Origin of the sequence: Kitasatospora setae KM-6054 (assembly GCF_000269985.1) — a bacterium.
GTDB classification, from domain to species: domain Bacteria; phylum Actinomycetota; class Actinomycetes; order Streptomycetales; family Streptomycetaceae; genus Kitasatospora; species Kitasatospora setae.
The window spans coordinates 1,924,399-1,950,952 of sequence record NC_016109.1; the positions used below are offsets into that span (position 1 = coordinate 1,924,399).

The window sequence follows — 26,554 nt, forward strand, 5'->3', positions numbered from 1 at the left end:
CTTCTGCCCGATTCCGTCCGGCCTGCACCCCGCACACGAAGCCGTGGGAAAGAGCACCGAACTCTGGCTCGAAACAATGGGATTCGCGGCGGACGCGGAACGCCGACAGCGTCTCCTCGCCATCGGCGCGCACGAATTCGTCTGCCGGATCGCCAAGGACGCCGACGGAACGACCGGCCTGGAGCTCGCCTCCCAGTGGCTGTGCAGCATGCTCACCCTGGACGACGAGTGGGACACCGGCGGACTCAGCCGGGACCCGTCCCGGGTACTGACGATAGCAGCCACGCTACTCGCTGTTATCAATTCCACCCAGTCCCACCCGGGCGAGACCGACCTCTACGTCGCCTCGGTCCGCGACGTGTTCGACCGGGCCCGCTCCTGGGCCCCCGCGCTCTCGGTGAAGCGCTGGGCCGACAGCCAGCTGGAGTCCTTCATGGGCGCCGCCACGATCGTGGCCTACCGCACCGAGCGGCGGCCGATGACGCTCTCCGAGTACCTCACCATCGGCCCGCTGGACCGCGGCAGCCGCTCCTGCATCGAGATCATCGAGGTCTGCGAGCGCACCGCCATCCCGCAGTCCCAGCTGGACTCGCCCCGGGTGCACGCGCTCACCGAGGCCGCCAAGTTCCTGGTCCTGGTCGCGGCCGACGTCTACTCCTTCCGCCGCGAGGACGACCACGGCGCGCTGGAGAGCAACATCGTCGACGCCCTCCAGCGCCACCTCGGCTGCGACCAGGAACGGGCCCTCCAGGAGGCCGCCGCCCTGCACGACCGCACCATGTGCCTGTTCCTCCGCCTCGCGGACCGCACCTCCCGCCGCGCCGGAGCCGAACTGCGGCGCTACATCAACCAGTTGTCCAACCTGGTGAGCGGCAACCTGGAGTGGGGCTTCACCTCCGCCCGCTACACCGAGCGCCCGCCCGGCGGCCTCCCCGTCGCCGTCCGCGCCGAACGGCCCGCCGACGGCCGGCTCACCCCGCCGCCCTACCCCGAGATCGCCTGGTGGTGGGACCAGCTGTGGTGACGCCCGGCCGCCCGGGCCCGCCCCGGCCGCTCAGGACAGCAGCCTGGCCTTCGCGGCGGCGAACTCCTCCGGGGTGAGCAGCCCCTGCTGCACCAACTGCGCCAACTGGTTCAACTTGCTCGCCACGTCCTCCCCGCCCCCGCCGGAAGCCACCGGCGCGACGGGCTGCGGTGCGACGGGCTGCGGCGGCGGCGCGTACGCCTGCTGTTGCTGCTGGACGGCCTGTTGCTGCTGCTCGGCCTGGAGCTCGGCGATCGCCTCGTCCTGACCCTGCTCGTTCGCGGCCCGGCGCGCCCCCGCCCGCCCCGCGGCGTACGCGGCACCGCCCACCAGCAGTCCCCGAGCGAGCGGACGCCCCACTGGGCGAACCACCCGGACCGGCCGGATCGGCCTCATCGGTCGGAACACGACGCCCTCACTCTCCCGCCGCGACGCGCGCCTCGGCGGCGCGGACGGCCTCTTCGATGTTCTCCGGCGGAATGCGCACCCCGGAGGCGATCCGCCCACCGACCGCGCGCAGCGCCGCCGCCGCCTCCTCCGCCCACAGGTGCTCGATCAGCACGATCAGCGCCGCGCTGCCGGGCTCCAGCAACTCGGCCACCTCCTGGGCGTCCTCCGGCCCGATCAGCGGCAACTCCTCGGCGTCCAGGCCCTCGACGCCCCGCAGGTGGTCGAAGTCGGCGAGCTCCGCGTACGTCGCGTCGCCCTCCGCGTCCCGCACCACCGCCAGCGAGTCGATCACCCGGACCCCGGCGGCGTCCCGCAGCCGGACCAGCGCGGTGGCCGCCTCGGTGCTGATGGTCGCCTCGGGAAAGGTCAGGACGAGCAGTTCGGCCGGCCCCATCAGCGGCTCCCTTCCGTGCACAAATCCCTCATACCGGGATCAAATCACACGATTCATCTGACGGCCCGGGCAGCGGACCGGCCCGGGTGGCGGCCGACGGCGGCCCGTGGTCCCGTCGAGACACCATCCGGCCACCCGGCACCCGAAGGAGCCCCACCGCCATGACCATCGCCGTCGACAAACTCTCCGACCCCGCCGTCCGCCGCCTGCTCGGCGCCGTCAACGCCGGTGACCGCGACGCCTTCTTCGCCGCCCTCACCGAGGACGCCACCATGTCCGACGACGGCTCCGCCCGCGACCTCGCCGACTGGGTCGACCGCGAGATCTTCTCCTCGCACGGCCACATCGAGGTCCAGACCGAGAAGTCCGGCGGCCGCGCCCTGGTCGCCGACTACCGCAACGACACCTGGGGCGAGATGCGCACCGCCTGGCGCTTCACCGTCACCCCGGACGGCCGAGTGAGCCACTTCGAAACCGGCCAGGCCTGACCCCCGCCGGCCCCGCCCTCTCCGCCTCCTCGGCCCCGCGCCGCTTCAGCCCCGCGCCGCCAAGCACTGCCGCACCGCGGCGATCAGCGCCCGGGAGCGGATGTCCCCGGTGACGCCGGGCTGCATGCCGTTGGTGACGTAGCCGAAGCCGAGGCCGAGTTCCGGGTCGGCGAAGCCGAGCGAGCCGCCCCGGCCGGGGTGGCCGAAGCTGGCCGGGGAGGCCATCGGGGAGGTGCCGCCGTGCCGGAAGAAACCCTGGCCGAAGGCGGTGTTGACGATCAGCACCCGGTCCGGGCCCTGCACCGAGGGGCCGGCCGCCTCGGCCAGCGTCTCGGGCGCGAACAGCGCGGGCAGTCGCTGCCCGGGCGCGTCGGCCCGGTCCGCGGCGCCGATCAGCGCCGCGTAGAACCGGGCCAGCGAGCGGGCGGTGCCGATGCCGCCCGCGCCGGGCACCTCGACGGCCTGCACCGCCGGGTCGTTCAGGTCGACGCTGCTGCGCACCGCGCCGAACGAGCGGGCGGTCAGCGAGCGCGGGTCCCGGTAGGCGTCCAGCACGGACTGCTTGGGGCGCATCCGCATCCCGCCCGGCGCGAGCTTCGCGGCCTCGGGGGCGGGCAGGTCGACGAGCCGGCCGACCCGGCCGGACGCGGCGGCGGGCAGGCCGATCCACAGGTCGAGGCCGAGCGGGTCGGCGATCTCCTCCGCGAAGTACCGCCCGACGCTGCGGCCCCCGGCCCGCCGGACCACCTCGCCGACCAGCCAGCCGAAGGTCAGCGGGTGGTAGCCGTGCGCGGTGCCGGGTTCCCAGGCGGGGGCCTGGGCGGCGACGGCTGCGGCGGCGGGCTCCCAGGCGAGCACGTCCTCGATCCGCAGCGGCACGTCCAGCGCGGGCAGGCCGGCCTGGTGCGAGAGCAGCCAGCGCACCGGGACGCGCTCCTTCCCGGCCCGGGCGAACTCGGGCCAGTAGGAGGCGACCGGCGCGTCCAGGTCGAGCAGCCCGCGCTGCGCGAGGTGCAGCGCGGCGGCGGCGGTCAGGCCCTTGGTGACGGAGCGCAGCACCTGCGCCGTCCCCTCCTCCCAGCCGACGGCGGGGGCGGGCCGGGCGCCGACCTCCGGCCGGGCGTCCCCGCCCCACAGGTCGACCACCGGCCGCCCGTCCAGGTACAGCGCGAAGGCCGCGCCCAACTCCCCGTACAGCCGGAAGTTGCCCGCGAACGCCTCCCGGACCGGCTCGAAGCCGTCCGCCACGTACCCCTGGATCTGCTGCTGGTTCTCCACCCCGCCAGCCTAGACAGGCCCGATCGTCACTCCACCGTCCACCCGATGTGGCCGATGCCCGACGAGTAGATCGCGCAGTGGCCGGAGGACTCCTGGGTCTGGCCGGGGTAGGCGGTCACCGAGTTGCCGGTGACGTCCGGCGCCCAGCCGCAGACGATGTCGGCGTGGAAGGTGACCGGGGAGCCGGTGTTGTTCGTACAGTCGACACCTCCGTACAGCGGGTCGTTGTTGTGGATCCAGGTGGTGCAGTCCAGGCCCGAGCGGACGGACCTGCCGGCGGACGCGGACCCGGACCCGGGCGCGGGGGCCGCCGAGGCGGGCAGCGCGGTGGCGAGCGCGACCAGGGCGGCGGCGACGGAGAGGACGGCGGCGCGGTTCTTCAACTCTGCTCCTCGGAAAGGGGACTGACGATCCGTCCGGGTCATTCCCGGACCAATCCCTGCGTATACCAACTCTTTCGGGTGACGCCGCCCCCACGCCGCCCGCCGCACCGCGGCCCCCACAATGGCCGACATGGAGAACCCCGAGAACCCCGCGCTCCCCGACGCCCCCGCCACCGACCTCGACGAGATCCTCGACGTGGTCGACGAGCACGACCGCGTGCTGCGCACCGCCCCGCGCTCCGAGGTCTACCGCGACGGCCTGATCCACCGCTGCGTCTTCGTGCTGGTCCGCGACCCGCGCGGCCGGATCTTCACCCACCGCCGCACCGACACCAAGGCTTTCGCCCCGGGCGCCCACGACTGCTTCGTCGGCGGCGTGGTCGGCGCCGGCGAGAGCTACGCCGAGGCAGCCGTCCGCGAGGCCGAGGAGGAGCTCGGCGTCAGCGGCGTCCGCACCCGCCCGCTGTTCCGCTTCCTCTACAGCGACGGCGACCGCTACAGCTGGTGGTCCGACATCCACGAGGCCGTCTGGGACGGCCCGGTCGACCCCCAGCGCTCCGAAGTCGCCTGGTACGACTGGCTCACCGAGGACGAACTCGCCGACCGCCTCGCCACCTGGGAGTTCGTCCCCGACGGCCGCGAGGCGTACCGCCGCTACCTCGCCCTGCGCCCCGCCGACTGACACCCCCGGGCCCTCACCCACCCGGCTCGCCCCGGCCACCCGGCTCGCCCCGGCCACCCGGCTCGCCCCGGCCACCCGGCTCGCCCCGGCCACCGGCCCGAAGAACTAGGGTGGCCCGCATGGCTTCCCGTACGCCGTCCGCCACCCCCCGCGCAGCGGAACGCGCGCCCCGCCGCCGGCTGAGCGTCGACGAGCGCCGCGAACAGCTGATCGCCGTCGCGCTGCAGCTCTTCTCGGACCGCGCCCCCGAGGACGTCTCGATCGACGACATCGCCGCCGCCGCGGGGGCGTCCCGTCCGCTGGTGTACCACTACTTCCCGGGGAAGCAGGCGCTGTACGAGGAGGCGCTGCGCCGGGCCGGGCGCGAGCTGGCCGGGCGGTTCGAGGAGCCGGGCGAGGGGCCGCTCTCCGAGCGGCTGCTCCGGGTGATGGGCCGCTACCTGGACTTCGTGGAGTCGCACGCGGCCGGTTTCACCGCCCTGCTGCGCGGCGGTTCGGTCACCGCGAGCCCGGACGCGGACGCCGTCATCGACCAGGTCCGGCGCGCCGCGCAGCAGCAGATCCTGCTGCACCTGGGCGTCCCCGACCCGAGTCCGTCGCTGCGCCGGACCGTCCGCGCCTGGATCGCCAACGCCGAGATCAGTTCGCTGGACTGGCTCGCCGACAAGCCCGTCCCGGTGGAGACCCTGCAGCTCCAGCTGGTCCAGGAGCTGGTCGCCGCGCTGGCCGTCGCCGCCACCCGCGACCCCGAACTCGCCGCCCTGCTCGGCGGTTTCTTCGCCACCGAGGAGCCGGACGGGCCGACCGCCCTGCTGCTCCGCGACCTGCTCGCCACCTTCACCGCCCCCGAACTCGCCGCCCCGCTGCTCCGCCTGACCCGATGACCCGGACGGCCCGGGAAGACCCCCAACCCGGATAACCCCGGACAAGCGCTCCCCCCGCGGACCGTCCCCCCGGTCAACCCGCCGCCCCCACCGCCCGGGTCTGATAAAAAGTGGCTGAACTGTCCACACCCGAGAACGAGGGGGGCTCGGCGAATGACGCAGGACGGCTTCGCCGCCGCAGACCGGATCACGGCCACGCTGGACGCGGCGTGCGCCGCACTTCTCGGCAGCCGCGCCACCCACTACCAGGCCGCCGCGCTGACCGCGTTCCGCCAGTCCGAACACCCGGCCGCCAAGGCCCTGTTCGGCCTGCGGATCAGCCAGATCGGCCCCGGTCTGCTGGCCGTGCCGAAGCTCGGCACCGTCGTCGAGGTGTCCAGCCTCCGCCGCCCGAACGCCGCCGCCGGCCGCGAGGCCGTCCCGGTGCTGACCAACCGTTTCGGCGCCTCCGCGCTGGGCCTGGGCGATCTGCCGTCGGCCGCCGCGCTGCGCCTGCACGCCGAGCCGACCGGGCTGGAGGGCGACGGCCTGGCCGGGTTCACCCCGGCGCTGGCCGCGCTCGCCGAGCCGCGGGTGACCGTGGCGCCCGACGAGCTGTCGACCGGCTCGGGGGTGGAGGCCCGGCTGGTGGTGCCGCCGCTGTTCCACACCCTGACCGTCCGCGGTTCGGGCAACGCGCTGTCCGCGCACCTGGCGGAGACCGCCGAGGAGGTGTTCTCGGGCGGTTCGCCGGCCGAGCGCAACGACTTCGCGGTGGTGGCGGCGCTGCTCGCCGAGCAGTTCGCGGCGGCGGACGTCGCCTACGCGGGCATCGGCGCGCTGCTGATGGACGGCCGGCGCTCCCGGGTGTCGCTGCTGGTGTCGACCGTCCAGTGCTCCCAGCCGATCCAGGACCTGGCGGTCGACCTGTCGACCGAGCGCCCGTACGCCGAGGTGTGGACGGTGCTGCTGCCGGCCGGCCCGGCGGCGCTGCTGGTGGAGACCCGGGTGGTCCCGACCCTGAAGGAACTGCGGGACGAGAACCCGAACGGCCACGTGCGGAGCACCGTGGTCGAGGCGTTCGTCCCGATGCCGGACGGCGCCACCGTGCTGACCGTCCAGCTCTCCACCTCGGACTCCGAGGACTGGACGGTGTACACCTCGGTCTTCGCGGACCTGCTCTGCACCGTCCAACTCGCCTGGGACGGCGTCTCGGTCGCCCCGGCCCCGGTCCCGGTCGGCCGCGCCTTCCCGGCCGCGCCGCCGGTCTCCGCACCGGCACCGCTCCCGGTGCCCGCCCAGACCGCCCCCACCGCGCCGCCCGCCCCGCCGGCCCAACTGCCGGTGGCCGCCGCGCCCGAGCCGGCCGACAGCCCGTCGGGCACGGCCGTACGGGTGCCGCCGTCCGACTTCAACCCGTTCGGCACGCCGGGCCCGGGCGACCTGCCCGCGCAGGCGACCGCCTCCCCGGTGCTCGCCTCGGCGGACGCGTTCGCCGCCCCGGCCGCGCCCGCGCCCGCGCCGGAACCCGCACCGACGCCTACCGCCCCCGCGCCTGAACCCGTCGCGCCCGCGCCCGTCGCCGAGGCGCCGGAGGAGGCCGACCCGGCCAAGGGCCGCCTGGTCAAGGTCCCCCCGCCGGACTTCAACCCCTTCGCCCAGACCACCCCGCCCCCGGCCACCCCCGCACCGGCCCCCGCACCGGTCGCCGCCGCGGCGGACCCGTTCGGCGGCAGCGACCCGTTCGCCACCCCCGACCCCTTCGCCGCCCCGACCCCGGCCGCGCCCGTCACGCCCGCGCCCGCACCCGTCGCCGAGGCCCGCGAAGAGGCCGACCCGACCAAGGGCCGCCTGGTCAAGGTCCCGCCGCCGGACTTCAACCCCTTCGCACCCCCGGCCCCCAGCACCACCACCCCCGCCGAGGCCCCCGAAGAGGCCGACCCGACCAAGGGCCGCCTGGTCAAGGTCCCCCCGCCCGACTTCAACCCCTTCGCCCAGACCACCCCGCCCCCGGCCACCCCCGCACCGGCCCCCGCCGCCCCCCAGGCCCCCGCGCCCACCCTCGCGGCCGCGCCGAGCCCGGCGGCCGCCGACCCGTTCGGGACGACGCTCTCCTCCGAGCCCGCCGACCCGTTCGGCACCGTGACCTCCCCGTCCGCGGGCGCGGCCCCCAGCGCCATCCCGCCCCGCCCGAGCGCCCCGCCGCTGGTCCCGCCCCCGGCTGCCGCCGAGGCGCCGGAGGAGGCCGACCCGACCAAGGGCCGCCTGGTCAAGGTCCCGCCGCCGGACTTCAACCCCTTCGCGCCCCCGGCCCCCAGCACCACCACCCCCGCCGAGGCCCCCGAAGAGGCCGACCCGACCAAGGGCCGCCTGGTCAAGGTCCCCCCGCCCGACTTCAACCCCTTCGCCCAGACCACCCCGCCCCCGGCCACCCCCGCACCGGCCCCCGCCGCCCCCCAGGCCCCGCCCCAGCACAACCCCTTCGGCTAGGGCTTGTCTGACGGTTCCCCAGCACCCGTTTCCCAGCACCCGTTTCCCAGCACCCGTCCCCCGGGCCCCGTCCAGGGTCCCGGGGGACGGCCGGTTCCACCCGCCACCCCGCTTGTCAGCACCCCCTGCGAAGCTCCACTCACCACCACCGCAGGAGGTCGCCATGGGCAGCTGGGACACCGGCCCGTTCGACAACGACGACGCGGCCGACTTGGGCGACGAGCTGGACGAGGCCGCTCCCGAACGCCGCGCGGCGCTGGTCCGGGCCGCCCTGACACGCGCCCTGCGGAAGTCCGACTGCCTGGAGCACGGCGACGGCCTGCGCGCCGTCGCGGCGGCCGCCCTGGTCGCGTCGCACTGCCCCGGCGGCACCCCCGTCACCACCGCCCACGGCCCCCGGCAACCGCTCCCCCCGCTCGCCGACCTCCGCCCGCTCGCCGCGCGTGCGGTCGCGCGCGCCCTCGGCCCGGATTCCGAACTCACCGAGGGCTGGTACGCGTTCGCCGCCTACCAGACCTGGCGCAACGAGCTGGAGCACCTGCAGACCGTCCTCCGCGACCCACCGCCCCCCACCCAAGCCACCCTGTTCTGAGCCGTTCCCCCTTCCCCGACCCACCATCAGGAGAACCGCCATGGGCGCCTGGGACACCGGCCACTTCGACAACGACACCGCCGCCGACTTCAGCGGCACCCTCGACGACACCGCCCCGGAGGAGCGCGCGGCGCTGCTCCGCGAAACCCTCGCCGAGGCCGCGGCGGTGGCGGCGGACGACTACCTCGACTCCGACGTGGCCTGCACGGCCCTCGCGGCCGCCGCCCTGGTCGCGTCACACTGCCCCGGCGGCACCCCCGTCACCACGGCCTACGGCCCCCAGCAGCCGCTTCCCCCGCTCGCCGACCTCCGCCCGCTGGCCTTCGCCGCGGTGGAGCGCGTCCTGGCCGAGGAGTCCGAACTGGCCGAACTCTGGGACGAGACCGAACTCTCCGCCGACTGGCGCGCCGCCGTCACGGCCCTGCGCACCACCCTGCTCCCCGTCTGACCAGCCCCGATCCCCGTCCGACCGCCCCCTCCCGTCCGACCGCCCCTCCCGTCCGACCGGTCCGGGCCCCCGCTAGCCGCTCACCCCGGCCCGCCCGTCGTCGACCTCCTCGGCGAGGACGGCCATCCGGTACAGCGTGATGAAGTACCGGGTGGCGTACGGGTCGGCGGCGACCTCGGGCAGCAGGTCGGCGAGGAGGACGCGGCGCTGCCGGAGGTGTTCGCGGTGGCGGTCGTCGAGCGGGCCGTCGAGGGTGGCGGCGGTGCAGCCGGCGAGCGTGGTGGCCAGGGTGACGAGGCTGATGCCTCCGGGTTCCCGGTCGTACCAGCCCGGGGGGAACCGCAGGTCGCCGAACTCCTCCAGGAGCTGACCCAGCAGTTCGATCTCACGTTCGAGCATGCCAGTGATCATGCCGTACCGCGGGGGCGGTTGGGAACGCGTGTCGCACACATCACCCTCACGGCTCCCCCCACCGGACGGACCGCCCGAACCGTCCATTACCGGCTCATTGCGAAAGCCCGGAAATGGTCCAGACCCATTGCCATTCCATTACCTGATTCCTACCATCCCGTGGCACAGGACCTCCGCAGCTCCCCGACGGCCCAGGAGTCCCGCCGCCCGCATGCCCGCACCGGCACCGCCGGGCCGCGGCCTGCGCTCCGCCCGCACCCGCACACCTCCTCCCCCACAGGCAGTGGAGCCCCCCGCGTGCGCCTGGCGGCGGCGCGGGCGCCGCTCCCGGACACAGGAGCCCTTCATGCGCAGACGTCGGTACCGCCTCCCCACCGGCCGACGTGGTCGCGTCGCAGTCCGGCGCGGGCCGGGCCTCGGTGTCCTGGACGGCTTCCAGCGACAACGTCCGGGTCGCCGGGTACGACGTGTACGCGGGCGCAGCCAAGGTGTCCACCGTGACGGGCGACGACACGGCGGTGACGATCGGCGGCCTGGCCGAAGGCCGGCACACCTTCACCGTGGTCCCGTTCGACACCTCGGCCAACCGCTCGGCGGCCTCCGCCCCGGTGACGGTGGACATCGTCCCGCCCCCGCCGGACTTCGAGCCGCCGTCCGCCCCGGGCACCCCGATCGGCACCTCGGCGGGCACCACCACGATCGGCCTGGCCTGGGGCGCGGCGACCGACAACGTCGGCGTGACGGCGTACGACGTGTACAACGGCGGGACGCCGGCCCTCTCCGTGGCGGCGCCCGCCACCTCGGCGACGGTCTCCGGCCTGTCCCCGGACACCCCGTACACCTTCACCGTGCGGGCCCGGGACGCGGCGGGCAACACCTCGCCGGCCTCCAGCCCGGTGACGGCGCGCACCGGCCGGGTCAACCCCCGGACCGGCCTGACCATCGGCTACTTCACCCAGTGGTCGGTGTACGCCCGCGGCTACAGCGTGAAGCGGCTGGACACCTCGGGCAGCGCCGCGAAGCTGGACTACCTGAACTACGCGTTCGCCAACATCCACCCGTCCACCAAGCAGTGCTTCCTCACCGACAAGGCGGCGGGCAACGACTCCGACCCGAACGCGGACGACGGCGCGGGCGACGCCTGGGCGGACTTCGGGCGCGGCTGGGACTCCGGCACCTCGGTGGCGGGGACGACCGACACCTGGGACCAGAAGCTGGCGGGCAACTTCAACCAGCTGAAGCAGCTGAAGGCCAAGTACCCGAACCTCAAGGTGCAGATCTCGCTGGGCGGTTGGTCCTACAGCAAGTGGTTCTCCGACGCGGCGGCCACCGACGCCTCCCGCAAGGCGCTGGTCTCCTCCTGCGTCGACCTGTACATCAAGGGCAACCTGCCGGTGATCGACGGCCGCGGCGGTGCCGGCTCGGCGGCGGGCATCTTCGACGGCATCGACCTGGACTGGGAGTGGCCGAACTCCGAGGGCCACCTCGGCAACGTGATCCGCCCGGCCGACAAGGCCAACTACACCCTGCTGGCCCAGGAGTTCCGCCGCCGGCTGGACACCCTCGGCGCCACCACCGGCAAGCACTACACGCTGAGCGCGTTCCTCCCCGCCGACCCGGCGAAGATCATCGCGGGCATCGACGTCCCGGGCCTGTTCGCCGCGTTCGACTTCGCCACCGTCCAGGGCTACGACTACCACGGCGCCTGGGAGACGACCACCAACCAGCAGTCCGCGCTGAAGGTCGCCGCCGACGACCCGTCCGCCCCGGACCGGCGGTTCAGCTCGGAGATCGCCGTCCAGGCGTACCTCGACGGCGGCGCCCCGAAGTCCAAGCTGACCCTCGGCGTCCCGTTCTACGGCCGCGGCTGGACGGGCGTGCCGCGCGGCAGCACCAACGGCCTGTTCCAGCCCGCGACCGGCCCCGCGCCGGGCAGCTACGAGAACGGCTTCGAGGACTACCACAAGCTCAAGGAGAAGCTGGCGAGCGGCGGTTACACCCTCTACCGGGATCCGGTGGCCGGGCACGCCTACCTCTACGACGGCACCGTGCTCTACACCTACGACGACCCGACCGAGATCAGCCGGAAGGCCGCCTGGATCAAGGAGCAGGGCCTCGCCGGGGCGATGATCTGGTCCTTCGACGGCGACACCGCCAACGGCGAGTTGATGACGGCGCTCGCCAACGGACTGAAGTGAAAGGTCAGTTCAGGCGCGGCGTGCCAGGTGGACGACATCCGGCACGCCGCGCTCGACCGCGATCTCCTCGCTCCGGACACCGGTGAACCCGGCTGCCCGCAGCGCCCGTTCGAACGCGGCGGACGGCTGCGCGCTCCAGATCGCCAGCACCCCGCCGGAGTTGAGCCGGGCCGCGGCGGCGGCCAGCCCGACCGGCCCGTACAGCCGGTCGTTCTCGGCCCCGACCGTCCAGTCCGGCCCGTTGTCGATGTCGAGGCAGAGCGCGTCGTAGCGCTCGCCCGCCGCCGCCAGGTAGGCCACCAGGTCGGTGTGCAGCACCTCCACCCGGGGGTCGTCCAGCGCCCCGGCGGAGAACGCGCCGAGCGGGCCGGTGCGGTGCCAGTCGATGACCGCCTCCTCCCGCTCGACCACGGCGATCCGCCCCCAGCGCGGCTCGGCGGCGGCGTGCGCCAGCGAGAAGCCGACGCCCAGCCCGCCGATCAGCACGCTGGGCCGCCGCACGCCCGCGAGTTCCGCCGCCGCGGCCGCCACCAGCAGCCGTTCGGAGCGACCGTCGACGGTGTCCATCAGGAAGCAGCCGTTCACGATGACCTCGCAGTGCCCGCCGCGCCGCCGCAGCACCACCTCGCCGCTCGCGCTCCGCCGCCGGTCGAGCACCTCGGCCTCGTCCATCCCCCGCCGACTGGGCAGCCCCGCCCCCGCCGGCCCCGCCTCCGCCGGCCCTGTTCCCACCGGCCCCTCGAACAGTACGGACACGCGGCAGCTCCTCGGAGATCGGCACCGATCGTCGACCTCCTGACCCTAACCGACCCGCCCGGTCACCGTCCGCTACCCCTGCGGGTCGGGCGTGAGCCCGGTCGGCGCGACCGGCGCGCCGCCCCTCACCTTCGGGTCGCGCCGCCCGCGCCGCTCCAGCCACTTGGCGAACCAGGAGAGCAGCAGGCACATGCCGATGTAGACCGGGGCGATCACCATCACCACCGGGATGAACGGCAGGTCGTAGTCCAGGTTGGTGGCGATCAGCTTGCCCGCGTGCAGGAACTCCTCGTAGGTGATCAGGAACCCGAGCGAGGTGTCCTTCAGCGCCACCACCAGCTGGCTGACGATGGCCGGCAGCATCGCCCGGTTCGCCTGCGGCACCAGCACGTACGCCATCACCTGGGTCTTGCGCAGCCCCAGCGCGTACGCCGCCTCCTTCTGCCCCCTGGGCACCGCGAGCACCCCGGCCCGGAACACCTCGGCCAGCACCGACCCGTTGTACAGCGCCAGCCCGGCCACCAGCGCCCACATCGGCGGGGCCTTGAGGGCGACGAAGATGAAGAAGATCATCACCAGCAGCGGCATCGCCCGGAAGAACTCCACCACCACGGTGGACACCCAGCGCACCGCCCGGTGCTCGGAGAGCCGGCCCGCGGCGAACAGCGCGCCGAACGGCAGCGCGAACAGCACCGTCCAGCCGAAGGCCCGCAGGGTGTTGCCCAGGCCGCGCAGCAGCAGCTCCTGGACGCCCTTGTACTCGAAGGGCATCCACTTCTGGTAGGTGAACTGCTCGGTGTGGAACAGCATGTAGACCACCCAGCCGAGCACCGCGGCGATCGCCAGCAGCGCCAGCCACCCGTACAGCCGGTGCCGGGCCAGCGCCTTCGGACCGGGCACGTCGTACAGCGCGGAGGACTCCACCGTCATCGGGACACCGCCACCCGTCGCTCCAGCAGGTTGAACAGCGCGCTGATCGCCAGCGTCAGGACCAGGTAGCCGGCCGCGATCCAGACGAAGGTCCAGACGATGTCGTAGCCCAGCTCGTTGATCGTCCGGTAGGTGCCGAGCAGTTCGACCACGCTGAACGAGCCGGCGATCGCGGTGTTCTTCGCCAGCGCGATCATCACGCTGCCCAGCGGGGCGACCACCGAGCGGTACGCCTGCGGCAGGACCACCAGGCGCAGCGTCTGGCCGAACGTCAGCCCCAGGCTGCGCGCCGCCTCGCCCTGCCCGGTCGGCACCGTGTTCACCCCGGAGCGCAGCGTCTCGCAGACGAACGCCGAGGTGTAGCAGCCCAGCGCGAGCACCGCGAAGGTGAAGAACGGCAGCGTGATGTCGAACCGGGGCAGCCCCAGCACCACGATGAAGAACAGCAGCGTCAGCGGCGTGTTCCGCAGCACCGTCACCCACCCGGTGCCGAACACCCGCAGCGGCTTCACCGGCGACACCCGGAAGCCCGCGACCACCGCCCCGAGCACCAGCGCCAGCACCGCGCTCACCAGGGTCAGCCACAGCGTGCCGAGGAACCCGTGCCAGTACGTCGACCAGTTGTCGGTCAGGACGCGCACCGTCCTCCTCCCTCCTATCGGTAGCGGTCGACGGCCGGCGGCTCGGGCGCGGGCACCCCGGACAGGCCGAGCGTCGCGTCGTACGCCTTCTTCCAGTCCCCGTCGCGCTCGTGCCGCTCCAGCGCGTCGTCCAGCGCCAGCCGCAGCGCGGTGTCGCCCTTCGGCACGCCGATGCCGTACGGCTCCTCGGAGAACGGCTGCCCGGCGATCCGCAGCTCGTCCGGGACCTTCGCCGCGTAGCCCTGCAGGATCGCGTTGTCGGTGGTCACCGCGTCGACCTGGCCGGTGATCAGGTTGTCCACGCAGGCCGAGTAGGTGTCGTAGCCGATCAGCTTCGCCTGCGGGTAGTTCTTCTGGATCCGCTGGTACGGGGTCGACCCGGCCGCCGAGCAGACCTTCCGCCCGGCCAGGTCCTGCGGCCCGTCGATCTTCGTCTCGTTCTTCCGGACCAGCAGCGACTGGCCGGCGACGAAGTACGGGCCGGCGAAGCCGACCAGCTTCTTGCGGTTGTCGTTGATGGTGTAGGTGCCCACGTAGTAGTCGACCTGACCGTTCTGCAGCGCCGTCTCGCGGTTGGCGGAGGCGATGGTGCGGAACTCGATCCGCTCGGGGGCGAAGCCCAGGTCGGCGCCGACCATCCGGGCGATCTCGATGTCGAAGCCGGAGTACTCGCCGGTGGCCGGGTTCTTCTGCCCCAGGTACGGCTGGTCCTCCTTCGCGCCGACCACCAGGTGGCCGCGCGCGCGGGCCGCGTCCAGGGTCGGCGAGCCGGTCACGGCGTCGCCGCCGCGCACCTGGTAGCTCGGCAGCGCACCGGCCTGCGGCCCCTTCGGCGGCGGCGTGCCCTCCTTGCCGCAGCCCGCCACTCCCCCGGCTCCGGCCCCGGTCAGCAGCGCGAGCAGCAGCGCTCCGACGCGTCGCCTCATCCCCGGCCCCCTCAGTGCTTCAGGATCTTGGAGAGGAAGTCGCGGGCCCGCTCGCTGCGCGGGTCCGCGAAGAACTCCTCGGGGGCGCGGTCCTCGACGATCCGCCCGTCCGCCATGAACACCACGCGGTTGGCGGCCGACCGGGCGAAGCCCATCTCGTGGGTGACCACCACCATGGTCATGCCCTCGGCGGCCAGCGCGCGCATGACCTCCAGCACCTCGTTGATCATCTCGGGGTCGAGCGCGGAGGTCGGCTCGTCGAACAGCAGCGCCTTCGGGTCCATCGCCAGCGCCCGGGCGATCGCCACCCGCTGCTGCTGCCCGCCGGAGAGCTGCGCCGGGTACTTGTCCGCGTGCGCCGCCAGCCCGACCCGCTCCAGCAGCTGCCGGCCGGTGGCCTCCGCCGCGGCCTTCCCGCGCTTGCGGACCTTGACCGGGGCGAGCGTGACGTTCTGCAGCACGGTCTTGTGCGCGAACAGGTTGAAGGACTGGAACACCATCCCGACCTCGGCCCGCAGCCGCGCCAGGCCCTTGCCCTCCGCGGGCAGCGGCCGCCCCTCGATCAGGATGCTGCCGCTCTCCACCGTCTCCAGCCGGTTGATCGCCCGGCACAGCGTCGACTTGCCCGACCCGGACGGGCCGATCACCACCACGACCTCGCCCCGGCCCACCGCCAGGTCGATGTCCCGCAGCACGTGCAGCTGCCCGAAGTGCTTGTTCACCCCGCGCAGTTCGATCAGCGGCGCCCCCTCCGGACGCCCCTCCGACCCCCCGCCCGGCGGACCGCCCGGCAGGCCGGACGCTCCCGCCCCGGCATCCGTCACCTGCTGCGCCGCCCCTTCAGTAGCCAGCCCAGCGCCGTCCCGGCGAGCAGCGTCGCCAGCAGCGCGATCCACAGCGGGCAGGTGACGGTGAACACCCAGAACTGGATCTTCACCTTGTCCAGGTTGGCGAACAGGAACCAGACCGCCAGCACCACGATGACGCCGATGCCGATGTACCGGGTCGGGATGCCCGCGATCTCGTTGCGCTGGGTGCCCGACGGAGAACCACCTGATGTCTTGGTCACCCCCGCAGTCTGCGCCCGCCCCCCGCCCCCGGGACGGCGCGCCACCCCGCCGCCCCCGCCCATTCACCCGTCCGCCGCGCCCGTCCGGGCTACCCCCGCCCCCGCCGAAGCCGCCCCGCCCGCCCCCTTGACCTCCCGCCGCAACACCGCTTGGCTGGCGCCGCCGTCACCATGACGGAGCATCAACTCATCTGCACGGGGGACACGTTGATCAACTCTCGCCGACCCGGACGCCGCGCGGCCGCCGTCGCCGCCGCCCTGGCCGTCAGCGGCACGCTCCTGGCCGCCGCCGCTCCGGCGGCCACCGCGGACGCCTCCTCGGGGGCCGCCCGCCTCAAGCCCTTCACTCTCACCAGCCCGGACTTCCGCGACGGCGGCAAGCTCCCGAGCTGGACGGAGTTCGGCGGCCCCGGCTCCGAGGGCGCCCCCTGCCAGGGCAAGAACCTCGCGCCGCAGCTGGACTGGCGCAACGCCCCGGCCGGAACGCTCGGCTACGCCCTGCTGGTGAACGACCCGGACGCCCCCCTGGCCGGTGGCTGGCACCACTGGGTGCTCTACGACATCCCCGGCGACGCCCGCCGGATCGACGGCCACGGCACCCTCCAGTACACCCAGGGCGCCAACAGCTTCGACACCAACGGCATGCCGGAGGTGGTCGGCTGGGGCGGCCCCTGCCCGCCCGCCACCGGCCAGCCGCACCACTACGTCTTCACCCTCTACGCCCTCGCCACCCCGTCCCTGCCCAGCGCGGGGCTGACCTACGAAGAGGTCACCGCCGACATCCAGCCCTACGTGCTCGGAGCCACCAGCATCATCGGCACCTTCCGCCGGCCCTGACCCACCCGACCGGCCGGGACCGCCACGCCCACCGCCTCCTCCCCCCGGCCGGTCGGCCGCCCCTCGCGCTCCTCCCCTTCCCCCCTACCCCCTGCCCCTACTTCTCGTCCCGCCAGGACTTCCAGAGCGCCGCGTACGGACCGCCCGAGGCCACCAGCTCGGGGTGCGAGCCGTACTCGGTGATCCGGCCCTGCTCGACCACCGCGATCACGTCGGCGTCGTGCGCGGTGTGCAGCCGGTGGGCGATCGCCACCACGGTGCGCCCGGCCAGCACCCGGGAGAGCGAGCGTTCCAGGTGCCGGGCCGCCCGCGGATCGAGCAGCGAGGTCGCCTCGTCCAGCACCAGGGTGTGCGGGTCGGCGAGCACCAGCCGGGCCAGCGCCAGTTGCTGGGCCTGCGCGGGCGTCAGCGCGGTGCCGCCGGAACCGACCTCGGTGTCCAGCCCGTCGGGCAGCGCGTCCACCCAGCCCTCCGCGTCGACGGCGGCGAGCGCCGCCCGCAGCTCGGTGTCGTCGGCCCCGGCCCGGGCCAGGTGCAGGTTGTCCCGCAGGGTGCCGACGAAGACGTGGTGCTCCTGGTTGACCAGCGCGACCTCGGTGCGGACCCGCTCGGCCGGCATCCGCGACAGCGGCGCCCCGCCGAGCGTGACCCGGCCGCGGCCCGGCGCGTAGATGCCCGCCAGCAGCCGGCCGAGCGTCGACTTGCCCGCCCCCGACGGCCCGACCAGCGCGACCCGGCTGCCCGGCGCGACGTCCAGCGTGATGTCGCGCAGCACGTCCGTCCCCTCGCGGTAGCCGAAGCTGACCCGCTCGGCCTCGACCCGGCGGCCGTCCGGGCGGAGCTCCTCGTCGGTCTCCGGCTCGGCGACCTCGCGGACGCCGACCAGCCGGGCCAGCGAGGTCTGCCCGATCTGCAGCTCGTCGTACCAGCGCAGGATCCGGGAGACCGGATGCACCAGCGCCTGGGCGTACAGCACGCCGGCGGTCAGCCGGCCCGGGCTGACCCAGCCGTGCAGCGCGAACAGCCCGCCCAGCACCAGGGTGCCGAGCACGGCCAGCGCGTAGGTGCCGTCCACGGTGGGGAACCAGACGCTGCGCAGCCAGAGCGTGTACCGTTCCCAGGCCACCCAGTCCCGGATCTTCCGGTCGGTCAGCTCGACCCGGCGCTCGCCGAGCTGCAGCGCCTCGACCGTCCGCCCGGCGTCGACCGTCTCGGCGAGCACGGTGTTGACCGCCGCGTACCCGGCGGACTCGTGGCGGTAGGACTGCGGGGCCCGCTTGAAGTACCAGCGGGAGGTGCAGACCAGCAGCGGCAGGCCGAGCAGCGCGGTGGCGGCCAGCAGCGGCGAGGTCACCAGCAGCGCGCCGAGCACCAGCGCCACCGAGACCACGGCGACCACCAGTTCGGGCACCGCGTCGCGGACCGAGCGGGCCAGCCGGTCGATGTCGGTGGTGCCCCGGGAGACCAGGTCGCCGGTACCGGCCCGCTCCAGCACGCCGAGCGGCAGCCCCACCGAGCGGACCAGGAAGTCCTCCCGCAGGTCGGCCAGCACCTCCTCGCCGAGCACGCTGCCGCGCAGCAGCGACAGCCCGGTGAACACCGACTGCACCACCAGCGCCGTCAGGTACCAGCCGATCGCGGCGGCGATCCGCCCACCGCCCCGGACCGACAACGACTCCACCAGCGCCCCGAGCACCGCGGGCCCGACCAGCCCCGCCACCGTCGCCGTCCCGTGCAGAGCCACCACCCCCGCCAACCCGCCTCGGTGGCGCCGCAGCAGCATCCGCCCGTACGCCCGCACCGCCTTGGTGGACCCGACCGGCAGCGTGGCGGTCAGCTCCTGCTCGTGGATCTCCGGGGACTTCACGACGTGCTCCTTCGACTTCGCCGCCCCTCCGGGCAGTGGACGTGGAGGTAGTGGAGGTAGAGGTAGGGGAGGTACAGGTGGACGTACGGAGGCCGAACGTGCGGCCGGGGACCGGTCACCCGCCACCCCCCGCCGGCCCGGCACCGCCCTCGGCCTCCCCACCGGAAACCGCAGCCGACGCCACAACCGCAGCCGTCGCAGCCGCCGGCACGCCCCCGACCGCGGCCGACGGCTCGCCGGGGGCGTTCTCGTCCCGGGTGACGACGGTGCGGTAGCGCGGGTCGCCCGCCATCAGCTCGCGATGGGTGCCGGTGGCGGCGACCCGGCCCTGCCGCAGCAGCAGGACGGTGTCGGCCTGGTCGAGCAGCAGCGGGCTGGTGGCGAAGACCACCGTGGTCCGCCCGGCCCGCAGCTCGCGCAGGCCGGCGGCGATCCGCGACTCGGTGTGGGCGTCGACCGCGCTGGTCGGTTCGTCCAGCACCAGCACCGGTGGGTCGGCGACCAGCGAGCGGGCCAGCGCGAGGCGCTGGCGCTGGCCGCCGGAGAGCGAGCGGCCGCGCTCGGTGATCCGGGCCGCCATCGGGTCGCCCGCGCACTCGGGCGAGCCGTCGACCAGCGCGTCCAGCGCGTCCTGAGCACGGGCGGCGGCCAGCGCGGCGGCGGGGTCGACCCGGCCGGAGCGGGGGACGTCGAGCAGGTCGGCCAGCGTGCCGGAGAGCAGCACCGGTTCCTTGTCGTGGACCAGCACCGCGGCCCGGGCGTCGGCCAGCAGCACCCCGTCCAACTCGACGCCGCCGAGCCGGACGGAGGGCTTGGGCCGCTCGTCCTCGGCGAGCGCGGGCCGCCCGCCCAGCCGGGCCGCCAACTCGCCCGCCAGGTCCGGGTCGCCGCAGACCACGGCGGTCAGCCGGCCGGCCCGGGCGGTCAGCCCGCTGACCGGGTCGTGCAGGTCCGACCGGGCGGCCCGCCGCACCAGCTCCGCCGAATCCGCCGAGCCACCGCTCCCCTCAGCCCCAGCAACTACCTTGCCTTCCAAAGAATCTGACGCTCCGTTACCAACGCTTTCAGCCACCCCCACCCCCTCCCTGGTCAGCGAGAGCACCTTCACCACCCGCTCGGCGGAGACCCGGGCGACGCCCCAGGCCCGGGCGGCCTCGCCGATGACCCGTAGCGGGGCGGCGAGGAAGGCGGTGGCGCCGTAGACGGCGATCAGCTCGCCGACGCCGATCGACCCGTCACGGACCAGCCGGGCGCCGTACCAGGTGACGCCGATGACGAACAGGCCGGGCAGCAGCACCTCCTGGGCCTGCAGCACCGCCCAGGAGCGGGCGGTCCGCACGGCCGCGGCCCGGACCCGCTGCGAAGCGGCGCGGTACCGGCGCAGGAACAGCTCCTCGCCGCCGATGCCGCGCAGCACCCGCAGCCCGGCCACCGTGTCGGCGGCCAGCGCGGAGGCCCTGCCGCCGAGCGCCCGCTGCTCGGTGTAGCGCCGTTCGAACGGCGCGAGCAGCGGCCAGACCACGACGGCCAGCACCGGCACCCCGAGCAGCACGGCCAGCCCGAGGGCGGGCTGCCGCCACAGCACCACCGCGCTGACCCCGAGCCAGGCCAGCACCGCGCCGTACAGCCGGGCGGTGAGTTCGACGTACCAGCCGATCTTCTCGACGTCGCCGCTGGAGACGGCGACGATCTCGCCGGTGGAGATCCGCCGGTTCAGCCCGCCGCCCAGGGCGGAGGCCTGCCGGGCCAGCAGTTGGCGGACCTGGGCGGCCGCGTGGATCCAGTTCCACACCACCTGGCGGTGCAGCAGCACCGTCATCGCGGTCTGGACGCCGGACAGCAGCAGGGCGAGCAGACCCGCCGTCAGCAGCGCCCGGGCGTCCCGGTCGATGACGGCCTGGACGCCGAGGCCGACCGCGACCGGCAGCGCGGCCATCGCGCCGAGCTCCAGCGTGCTCCACAGGGTGGCGAGGAGCTGGCCGCGGCGCTGGGCGCGGCCGAGCCAGCGCAGCAAGGCGAGTGGTGAACTCAGGTCGGGGCGGCCCGGATCGGACAGCGGCAGGGAGACGAGCGGCATGGTCGCTCCATTACGAGGGGGGTGGGACAGCACGGGACGGAACAGGACGGGACGGCCCGCCGGAGCCGGGCAGCGGCAGCGGCAGCGGCAGGAGCAGCGGTAGCGGCAGCAATGCGGCACGGCGCGGCACGTCGAAGGCGCGCGGCGGAAGGGCGTGTTCAGCTCGTCACATGCGGTGAGCCTGTCCGCCGCCGCGTGAGGCACGCAACAGGTTTTCCGGCGGATCGGCCTGATCCGGCCGCCGGCCCCGCCCGCTTTCATCCGTTCCGGGGAACTCCCCGGTCCCGGGAATAGACCGCTGTTAGTTGTCGTTGCCACCCTCTCGGAAGCAGAAGCGCAACCGAAGGGCACCCCTTCTCGTGACCAGCACTCCCGCAGTACCCCAGATCCCCGCGATCACGCTGAACAACGGCGTGCGGATCCCGCAGCTCGGCTTCGGCGTCTGGCAGGTGCCGGACGCGGAGGCCGTCCCGGCCGTGCGCGCCGCGCTCGAAGCGGGCTACCGCTCGATCGACACCGCCGAGATCTACGAGAACGAGACGGGCACCGGCCAGGCCGTCCTGGAGTCCGGCATCGCCCGGGACGAGCTGTTCGTGACCACCAAGCTGTGGAACTCGGGCACCGTCGACTGGTCCGGCGAGCAGGGCCGCGACCGGGTGCTGCGCGCCTTCGACGCCTCGCTCGACCGCCTCCGGCTGGACGTGCTGGACCTGTACCTGATCCACTGGCCGCGTCCGATGCACGGCAACACCTTCCTGAACATCTGGCGCGCCTTCGAGCAGTTGCACGCCGAGGGCCGGGTCCGCGCGATCGGCGTCTCCAACTTCCGGGTGCCGGACCTCCAGCTCCTGCTCAAGGAGGCCGAGGTGAAGCCGGTCCTCAACCAGATCGAGCTGCACCCGTACTTCCCGCAGGCCGAGCTGCGCGCGCTGCACGCCGAGCACGGCATCGCCACCGAGGCGTGGAGCCCGCTGGGCCAGGGCAAGGACCTGCTGGCCGAGCCCGCCCTGCTGGCCGTCGCCGCCAAGCACGGCCGCACCGCGGCCCAGGTGGTGCTGCGCTGGCACCTGCAGTCCGGCGTGATCGCCATCCCGAAGTCGGTCACCCCGGCCCGGATCCGGGAGAACCTGGACGTCACGGGCTTCGAGCTGGACGCCGAGGACCTCGCGGCGATCGCCGGCCTGGCCACCGAGCAGCGGATCGGCCCGGACCCGGCCGGTTTCGACTGGAACTGACCGCCCACCGCCGCCGACCTCCCACTGACGGGCCGTCACCAACGCACCGCGACTGACGGACCATCACCAACAGGACGTCGCTGACATACCGTCAGCGAGGCGGGCCCAGCGGAAACCCGGAAGGGGCCGACACCAGCTGGTGTCGGCCCCTTCCCGGCCCGCCCCGGCGGTGCCGCGTTACCGGCCGGAGCGTGATCGCCGCCCGCGGGACCAGGGGGATCACCGGGCAGCGCTTTGCAGAATCGTTACAGCCGAGCCGCCTTGCCGAGCAGCGCCAGCGCCTGCGCGTGCTCGTGCGGCTCCAGCGGGGCGAGCAGCGCCTCCTGGACCTCGCGGACCCCGGCGGTGGAGCGGTGCAGCAGCTCCTGGCCGGTCGGGGAGAGCGAGAGCAGGTTGCGGCGCCCGTCCGAGGGGTCGCGCCGGCGCAGCACCAGGCCGCGCCGGACCAGCCGGCTGACCATCTCGGCCATCGTCGCCTTGTCGAGCGACGCCAGCTCGCCGACCGTGCGCTGGTCGGCGCCCGGCTCGGTCTCCAGCGCGTCCAGCACCGCGTACTGCGGAGCGGTCAGCTCGGTGCCGACCTTCTCCGACCAGAGCTTGGTGTGCACCTGCTGGGCGACCCGGATCAGGTAGCCGATGGCCCGCTGGGCGTCCAGCGTCGGTCGGGCGTCCGCCATCACGGCGACGGCACCCGGCTCCAGCCGGGCTATCCGGGCCATGATCTGGACGATTTCCAGCTGCTCGTCCGGGCTCAGCGGCTCGAACAGGGTCCGCTGGACCCGGACCACGCCGCCGGTCGCCTCGCGCACGGCCTGAGCGCCGCTCTGCGAGAGGGCCAGCAGCTTGCGCCGGCCGTCGGCCGGGTCGCGGCGGCGCAGCACCAGGCCGCGCCGGACCAGCCGGGCGACCATCTCGGCCATCGTCGCCTTGTCGAGCGAGGCCCGTTCGCCGACCGTGCGCTGGTCGGCTCCGGGCTCGAGTGCCAGTACCAGCAGCACCGCGAACTGCGGAGCCGTCAGCTCGGTACCGACGTATTCGGACCACAAGCGGGTGTGCACCTGCTGGGCCACGCGGATGAGGTGACCGGGCGACTGCTGCAGTCGGCCGGGCACGCGGGTTGTCGGGATCTCCCCCAGCACCATGAAATCCGTCCCGGTGTCACGCTCGGGTGTGTGTGGGACACCCGAGCGGGGCAGTAACGGCGAGTGAGCATCCCGCTGTGAGTGAGGACGCGTCGGCCGTGCAGCCGGTGGCTGCTGGCGCACACTATACAAACGGTCGGCCTGGACTGGCAGGTAGGGGCGCAGAGTAGTCGCAGGATCGGCGAAGTTGGCATATTTCCCCCGTATGTCGGGACCACGCCCAACCCGGTTCACCCGCCTGGCCGCTTTTCGCCCTCACCCTCTGTCACCTGCGGCGCTGCCCCTGTCGGGAAACCCTACTCATCGGTAGGGTTGGCTGCCTGCGCCCTCGCGCAACTCATTTATTTCTCATCGACGGATCGTCGGCCCGTGCCGCTCCCGTCGTCCGACTTCGAGAGAGACGAGTACGAAGATGACCGAGCAGAGCACGTCCGTGACCGCCGACGCCCCGGCCCGGGTGGCGGTGGTGACGGGTGCGGCCCGTGGGATCGGCGCGGCCACCGCGCTCCGGCTGGCGGCGGACGGTTACGCCGTCGCCGTGGTCGACCTGGAGGAGTCGACCGCCAAGGGCACCGCCGAGGCGATCGAGGCCGCGGGCGGCCGCGCGCTGGCGGTCGGCGCGGACGTGTCGGACGCCGAGCAGGTGCAGGCCGCGGTGGACCGGATCGCCGCCGAGCTCGGCACCCCGGTGGTGCTGGTGAACAACGCCGGCGTGCTCCGCGACAACCTGCTGTTCAAGATGTCCGAGTCCGACTGGGACACCGTGATGAACGTGCACCTCAAGGGCGCCTTCCTGATGACCCGCGCGGTGCAGAAGCACATGGTGGCGGCCGGTTTCGGACGGATCGTCAACCTGTCCTCCTCCTCCGCCCAGGGCAACCGCGGCCAGGCCAACTACTCGGCCGCCAAGGCCGGTCTGCAGGGCTTCACCAAGACCCTGGCGATCGAGCTCGGCAAGTTCGGCATCACCGCCAACGCGGTCGCCCCGGGCTTCATCGCCACCGACATGACCGCGGCCACCGCCGCCCGGGTCGGCATGGAGTTCGAGGCGTTCAAGCAGGCGGCCGCCTCCGCCATCCCGGTCCAGCGGGTCGGCACGCCGGACGACATCGCGCACACCATCTCCTTCCTGGCCTCCGAGGGCGCGGGCTTCGTCTCCGGCCAGGTCATCTACGTCGCGGGCGGCCCGCTCGACTGACCGTCCCTCTCCCTCGCGAGCGCCCGGCCGGTCCGACCGGCCGGGCGCTCGTGGTGCGCGGCCCGGGGCGCGGGTCCAGACTCGATGGCAGACCTCCCGCCGCCGGCCCCCGGCGGCGGGCGCGCCCCGCCGCGGGGGCCGGAGCGGGCCCCGCGGCGCTCCACCGACGGAGGATCTTGATGACCGATTCCACGGACAGCGAGTCCGAGCCGACCCCGGACTACCTGCTGCACACCGGGGCGGAGAACCCGGTCGACCCCGAGGACCTGGTGATGGCCTCGGGGCGGACGCCCACCCCGGAGCTGGTCGAGAAGGCCAGGAAGGACCTGGAGGAGAACGGCCCGGCGGCCGTCGAGCGCCTGCTCCCCTGAGGTCCGCCGCCCCCGGCGACCCGCCCGGCGGCACCCCGGCGACCCGCCCGGCGACGCTCCGGCGACCCGCCCGGCGGCACCCGGGCGGCACCCCTGGCGTCGCCCGTTCGCAACGGCGGCCGATTTCCGCGCACGACCCGGAAGTGACCGGCGTCACCGGAAATCGGCCGCCTCATTCGTTCTCGCACTACCCGGTGAAATTCCGCTGAAACCAGCGGAATACGGAGACACGAAGCGCCGGAGAGCGTGATTTCCCCCACGCCCCGCCGCTTTTCCGCCCGGCCGCCCCGACCCTGAACTGCCGCTATGGCGGATGTCCGGACGACACGGCGCCACCGGGTGACAGATCCGGCGAATCCACCGGACCGCCCGGGGCCGACCGGTAATGTCGAAGCCGTGCCAGCCGAACCCGAATACCCCGAGCATCAGATATCGACCGCTCCACGCCCGGTTCCGGTCCGATCCGGACGCGAATCAGCCACCGGAACGAACGAATCCGGTCCCGTGTCGATCAGCCGGCGGCACGGCCTGCTCTTCGGCCTGGTCGGACTGCTCTACCTGGCGGTGGTGGTGGCCATCCTGTACGACTCGCCGCTGGTCGACCTGGACTGGCACCTGCAGCAGCTGCGCCCGTACAAGCAGTGGCCCGGGGCGCTGCCCTACCTGGACATCTGGGTGGTCGCCGGGCAGCGCGGCCCGACCGCGATCGCGGCCTGCCTCTGGCTGGGCTGGCGCTGCTACCGCTCGCACTCGGCCCGGCCGCTGCTGGTGATGGGCACGGCGCTGCTGCTGCTGAACCTCACGGTCGGCGGCGTGAAGATCCTCACCGGCCGGCTGGGCCCGCACTACGCGCACTACGTGGGCTCGCCCGAGCTGTTCTCCGGCGGCAGCATCTTCCCCTCCGGGCACACCGCGAACGCCGTGGTCACCTGGGGCGTGCTGGCCTACCTGGCCGTCCGCTGGCGGCGGACCGGCGCCGCGCTGGCCGCACTCACCGCCGCCTCGATCGGGCTGACCACCGTCTACCTGGGCACCCACTGGATCTCGGACGTCTTCGCCGGCTGGGCGGCCGGCGCCCTGGTGCTGCTGGCGCTGCCGCCGGCCGAGCCCGCGCTGGCCGCGCTGGACCGGTGGGTGCTGGCGGCCTGGCACCGGGACGGCCGGTTCGCCCGCCCGGCCGCCCCGGCCACCCGCCCGTACCCGGCGGCGGCCCCCCGCCCGGCCTGGCCGCCCCGGCCTCAGCCGGTCCAGGCCCGCTCCACCACGCCGTCCCGCACCGCCAGGTTGAGCCGGTCCGAGCGGTACTCCATGGTCAGCGGCCCGTCCGGCGCCACCGCCCGCACCGTGCGCCAGCCCCGCTCGGCGGCCAGCTCCCGGGCCCGCTCCACCGGCAGCCCCGGGTAGTCGCCCGTCCCGTCCGTCGTCGTCCCGTCCGTCGTCGCCCCGTCCATCGCTCCGCCTCCCCGCATCCGAACCGGCCCTGACAGCCCTAGGCTGGAAAGGGTACGAGGGAGGCGGTTGCGTATGCGGCGCGCCAGGACGCCGAAGGTGTGGTTGAGCGGGACGGAGCCGGCCACCGCGCGCAGTGACCTGAAGCTGCGGTTCCTGCTGTCGGTGCTGTTCCTGCCGTTCTTCGCGCTGTGCACGGCGGGCTTCGCGGTGTGGGCGTCGCTGGCCTCCCCGCACGGCGTGCCGGGCAGCGGCACGCTGACCGTGTTCGCGGTGGTCTGCGGGGTGCTGACCCTGGTCGCGGCGGCGGACCTCTGGGTGGTGGTCCGCCGCCGCCGCACCGAGCTGTGAGCGG

At 74.1% G+C, this 26,554-nt stretch carries 28 protein-coding genes; 14 read left to right on the forward strand and 14 right to left on the reverse strand.

Annotated features, from left to right (window positions below):
• Positions 1-43: 43 nt before the first annotated feature.
• Positions 44-1,024, forward strand: a complete 981-nt coding sequence (locus tag KSE_RS08470) for a terpene synthase family protein (protein ID WP_014134869.1) — start codon at positions 44-46, stop codon at positions 1,022-1,024.
• Positions 1,025-1,054: 30 nt separating this feature from the next.
• Here KSE_RS08470 and KSE_RS08475 read toward each other — a convergent pair whose 3' ends face one another.
• Positions 1,055-1,354 (reverse strand): SHOCT domain-containing protein, encoded by a 300-nt coding sequence (locus tag KSE_RS08475; RefSeq protein WP_051055137.1) that lies wholly within the window; start codon positions 1,352-1,354, stop codon positions 1,055-1,057.
• A gap of 85 nt (positions 1,355-1,439) precedes the next feature.
• The gene (locus KSE_RS08480; protein WP_033260104.1) at positions 1,440-1,868 is read right to left on the reverse strand and encodes a DUF6325 family protein; all 429 of its coding nucleotides are present in this window, start codon (positions 1,866-1,868) and stop codon (positions 1,440-1,442) included.
• Positions 1,869-2,029: 161 nt separating this feature from the next.
• Between KSE_RS08480 and KSE_RS08485 the strand changes: the two genes are divergently transcribed.
• Positions 2,030-2,356, forward strand: a complete 327-nt coding sequence (locus KSE_RS08485) for a hypothetical protein (RefSeq protein WP_014134872.1) — start codon at positions 2,030-2,032, stop codon at positions 2,354-2,356.
• 45 nt (positions 2,357-2,401) lie between these two features.
• On the opposite strand, the gene KSE_RS08490 is transcribed toward KSE_RS08485, so the two are convergent.
• Both KSE_RS08490 and KSE_RS08495 read right to left on the reverse strand, forming a co-directional pair.
• On the reverse strand, positions 2,402-3,634 hold the full coding sequence (locus tag KSE_RS08490) for a serine hydrolase domain-containing protein (RefSeq protein WP_014134873.1): 1,233 nt from the start codon (positions 3,632-3,634) through the stop codon (positions 2,402-2,404).
• 26 nt (positions 3,635-3,660) lie between these two features.
• A complete protein-coding gene (locus tag KSE_RS08495) occupies positions 3,661-4,017 on the reverse strand; it encodes a hypothetical protein (protein ID WP_014134874.1) in 357 nt (118 codons plus the stop codon).
• A gap of 121 nt (positions 4,018-4,138) precedes the next feature.
• Between KSE_RS08495 and KSE_RS08500 the strand changes: the two genes are divergently transcribed.
• The 5 genes from KSE_RS08500 (at position 4,139) to KSE_RS08520 (ending at position 9,092) form a co-directional block, all read left to right on the forward strand.
• Positions 4,139-4,699, forward strand: a complete 561-nt coding sequence (locus tag KSE_RS08500) for an NUDIX hydrolase (protein WP_014134875.1) — start codon at positions 4,139-4,141, stop codon at positions 4,697-4,699.
• Positions 4,700-4,818: 119 nt separating this feature from the next.
• A complete protein-coding gene (locus tag KSE_RS08505) occupies positions 4,819-5,583 on the forward strand; it encodes a TetR/AcrR family transcriptional regulator (RefSeq protein ID WP_014134876.1) in 765 nt (254 codons plus the stop codon).
• A 153-nt stretch (positions 5,584-5,736) separates the two neighbouring features.
• Entirely contained in the window at positions 5,737-8,052 is a 2,316-nt protein-coding gene (locus KSE_RS38235; RefSeq protein ID WP_014134877.1) for a hypothetical protein, read from the forward strand.
• A gap of 163 nt (positions 8,053-8,215) precedes the next feature.
• Positions 8,216-8,644: a DUF4259 domain-containing protein gene (locus KSE_RS08515; RefSeq protein ID WP_014134878.1), complete on the forward strand. Its 429-nt coding sequence runs from the start codon at positions 8,216-8,218 to the stop codon at positions 8,642-8,644.
• A 40-nt stretch (positions 8,645-8,684) separates the two neighbouring features.
• Positions 8,685-9,092, forward strand: coding sequence for a DUF4259 domain-containing protein (locus KSE_RS08520; RefSeq protein ID WP_014134879.1), 408 nt, complete (start codon positions 8,685-8,687; stop codon positions 9,090-9,092).
• A 72-nt stretch (positions 9,093-9,164) separates the two neighbouring features.
• On the opposite strand, the gene KSE_RS38240 is transcribed toward KSE_RS08520, so the two are convergent.
• Entirely contained in the window at positions 9,165-9,491 is a 327-nt protein-coding gene (locus KSE_RS38240) for a hypothetical protein (protein WP_014134880.1), read from the reverse strand.
• Positions 9,492-9,886: 395 nt separating this feature from the next.
• On the opposite strand from KSE_RS38240, the gene KSE_RS08530 reads away from it, so the two are divergent.
• Complete coding sequence (locus KSE_RS08530) at positions 9,887-11,701, forward strand: glycosyl hydrolase family 18 protein (RefSeq protein ID WP_014134881.1); 1,815 nt, start codon at positions 9,887-9,889, stop codon at positions 11,699-11,701.
• A 9-nt stretch (positions 11,702-11,710) separates the two neighbouring features.
• Here the strand turns inward: KSE_RS08530 and KSE_RS08535 are convergent, their stop codons facing one another.
• The 6 genes from KSE_RS08535 to KSE_RS43590 form a co-directional block, all read right to left on the reverse strand.
• The gene (locus KSE_RS08535; protein ID WP_014134882.1) at positions 11,711-12,373 is read right to left on the reverse strand and encodes a spermidine synthase family protein; all 663 of its coding nucleotides are present in this window, start codon (positions 12,371-12,373) and stop codon (positions 11,711-11,713) included.
• Between the two features lie 156 nt (positions 12,374-12,529).
• Positions 12,530-13,387 (reverse strand): amino acid ABC transporter permease, encoded by an 858-nt coding sequence (locus tag KSE_RS08540; RefSeq protein ID WP_014134883.1) that lies wholly within the window; start codon positions 13,385-13,387, stop codon positions 12,530-12,532.
• On the reverse strand, positions 13,384-14,028 hold the full coding sequence (locus tag KSE_RS08545; protein WP_014134884.1) for an amino acid ABC transporter permease: 645 nt from the start codon (positions 14,026-14,028) through the stop codon (positions 13,384-13,386). Before KSE_RS08545 ends, KSE_RS08540 begins: the two co-directional genes overlap by 4 nt.
• Positions 14,029-14,042: 14 nt before the next feature.
• The gene (locus KSE_RS08550; protein WP_014134885.1) at positions 14,043-14,954 is read right to left on the reverse strand and encodes a glutamate ABC transporter substrate-binding protein; all 912 of its coding nucleotides are present in this window, start codon (positions 14,952-14,954) and stop codon (positions 14,043-14,045) included.
• A gap of 11 nt (positions 14,955-14,965) precedes the next feature.
• Positions 14,966-15,694 (reverse strand): amino acid ABC transporter ATP-binding protein, encoded by a 729-nt coding sequence (locus KSE_RS08555; protein WP_033260374.1) that lies wholly within the window; start codon positions 15,692-15,694, stop codon positions 14,966-14,968.
• Positions 15,695-15,774: 80 nt separating this feature from the next.
• The gene (locus KSE_RS43590) at positions 15,775-16,023 is read right to left on the reverse strand and encodes a LapA family protein (RefSeq protein WP_014134887.1); all 249 of its coding nucleotides are present in this window, start codon (positions 16,021-16,023) and stop codon (positions 15,775-15,777) included.
• A gap of 207 nt (positions 16,024-16,230) precedes the next feature.
• On the opposite strand from KSE_RS43590, the gene KSE_RS39795 reads away from it, so the two are divergent.
• The gene (locus KSE_RS39795; protein ID WP_014134888.1) at positions 16,231-16,860 is read left to right on the forward strand and encodes a YbhB/YbcL family Raf kinase inhibitor-like protein; all 630 of its coding nucleotides are present in this window, start codon (positions 16,231-16,233) and stop codon (positions 16,858-16,860) included.
• A gap of 97 nt (positions 16,861-16,957) precedes the next feature.
• Here KSE_RS39795 and KSE_RS08570 read toward each other — a convergent pair whose 3' ends face one another.
• Together KSE_RS08570 and KSE_RS08575 are read right to left on the reverse strand one after the other, a co-directional pair.
• Positions 16,958-18,727, reverse strand: a complete 1,770-nt coding sequence (locus tag KSE_RS08570; protein ID WP_014134889.1) for an ABC transporter ATP-binding protein — start codon at positions 18,725-18,727, stop codon at positions 16,958-16,960.
• A 115-nt stretch (positions 18,728-18,842) separates the two neighbouring features.
• A complete protein-coding gene (locus KSE_RS08575; RefSeq protein ID WP_014134890.1) occupies positions 18,843-20,804 on the reverse strand; it encodes an ABC transporter transmembrane domain-containing protein in 1,962 nt (653 codons plus the stop codon).
• A 359-nt stretch (positions 20,805-21,163) separates the two neighbouring features.
• Here KSE_RS08575 and KSE_RS08580 point away from each other — a divergent pair, with 359 nt between their 5' ends.
• Positions 21,164-22,039, forward strand: coding sequence for an aldo/keto reductase (locus KSE_RS08580; protein ID WP_014134891.1), 876 nt, complete (start codon positions 21,164-21,166; stop codon positions 22,037-22,039).
• Positions 22,040-22,284: 245 nt separating this feature from the next.
• Here KSE_RS08580 and KSE_RS44415 read toward each other — a convergent pair whose 3' ends face one another.
• Positions 22,285-23,109 carry a MarR family winged helix-turn-helix transcriptional regulator gene (locus KSE_RS44415; protein ID WP_231873143.1) on the reverse strand — a complete coding sequence of 275 codons (825 nt, stop codon included), beginning with the start codon at positions 23,107-23,109 and terminating at the stop codon, positions 22,285-22,287.
• Between the two features lie 484 nt (positions 23,110-23,593).
• Here KSE_RS44415 and fabG point away from each other — a divergent pair, with 484 nt between their 5' ends.
• From fabG to KSE_RS08605, 4 genes are all read left to right on the forward strand, one after another.
• Positions 23,594-24,379 (forward strand): 3-oxoacyl-ACP reductase FabG, encoded by a 786-nt coding sequence (gene fabG, locus KSE_RS08590; RefSeq protein WP_051055141.1) that lies wholly within the window; start codon positions 23,594-23,596, stop codon positions 24,377-24,379.
• Between the two features lie 179 nt (positions 24,380-24,558).
• Positions 24,559-24,750: a hypothetical protein gene (locus tag KSE_RS08595; RefSeq protein ID WP_014134894.1), complete on the forward strand. Its 192-nt coding sequence runs from the start codon at positions 24,559-24,561 to the stop codon at positions 24,748-24,750.
• A 504-nt stretch (positions 24,751-25,254) separates the two neighbouring features.
• Entirely contained in the window at positions 25,255-26,154 is a 900-nt protein-coding gene (locus KSE_RS08600) for a phosphatase PAP2 family protein (RefSeq protein ID WP_014134895.1), read from the forward strand.
• 144 nt (positions 26,155-26,298) lie between these two features.
• On the forward strand, positions 26,299-26,550 hold the full coding sequence (locus KSE_RS08605) for a DUF6343 family protein (RefSeq protein WP_407927469.1): 252 nt from the start codon (positions 26,299-26,301) through the stop codon (positions 26,548-26,550).
• The last annotated feature ends 4 nt before the right edge of the window (positions 26,551-26,554 follow it).

Bases quoted from the DNA above. Each gene is read 5' to 3' on its own strand.
- KSE_RS08505 (WP_014134876.1), top strand. From the start codon at position 4,819: ATGGCTTCCCGTACGCCGTCCGCCACCCCCCGCGCAGCGGAACGCGCG.
- KSE_RS08595 (WP_014134894.1), top strand. From the start codon at position 24,559: ATGACCGATTCCACGGACAGCGAGTCCGAGCCGACCCCGGACTACCTG.
- KSE_RS08485 (WP_014134872.1), top strand. From the start codon at position 2,030: ATGACCATCGCCGTCGACAAACTCTCCGACCCCGCCGTCCGCCGCCTG.
- KSE_RS08535 (WP_014134882.1), bottom strand. From the start codon at position 12,373: ATGGACGAGGCCGAGGTGCTCGACCGGCGGCGGAGCGCGAGCGGCGAG.
- KSE_RS08550 (WP_014134885.1), bottom strand. From the start codon at position 14,954: ATGAGGCGACGCGTCGGAGCGCTGCTGCTCGCGCTGCTGACCGGGGCC.
- KSE_RS08500 (WP_014134875.1), top strand. From the start codon at position 4,139: ATGGCCGACATGGAGAACCCCGAGAACCCCGCGCTCCCCGACGCCCCC.
- fabG (WP_051055141.1), top strand. From the start codon at position 23,594: ATGACCGAGCAGAGCACGTCCGTGACCGCCGACGCCCCGGCCCGGGTG.
- KSE_RS38240 (WP_014134880.1), bottom strand. From the start codon at position 9,491: ATGCTCGAACGTGAGATCGAACTGCTGGGTCAGCTCCTGGAGGAGTTC.
- KSE_RS08540 (WP_014134883.1), bottom strand. From the start codon at position 13,387: ATGACGGTGGAGTCCTCCGCGCTGTACGACGTGCCCGGTCCGAAGGCG.
- KSE_RS08515 (WP_014134878.1), top strand. From the start codon at position 8,216: ATGGGCAGCTGGGACACCGGCCCGTTCGACAACGACGACGCGGCCGAC.
- KSE_RS08575 (WP_014134890.1), bottom strand. From the start codon at position 20,804: ATGCCGCTCGTCTCCCTGCCGCTGTCCGATCCGGGCCGCCCCGACCTG.
- KSE_RS08520 (WP_014134879.1), top strand. From the start codon at position 8,685: ATGGGCGCCTGGGACACCGGCCACTTCGACAACGACACCGCCGCCGAC.
- KSE_RS08480 (WP_033260104.1), bottom strand. From the start codon at position 1,868: ATGGGGCCGGCCGAACTGCTCGTCCTGACCTTTCCCGAGGCGACCATC.
- KSE_RS38235 (WP_014134877.1), top strand. From the start codon at position 5,737: ATGACGCAGGACGGCTTCGCCGCCGCAGACCGGATCACGGCCACGCTG.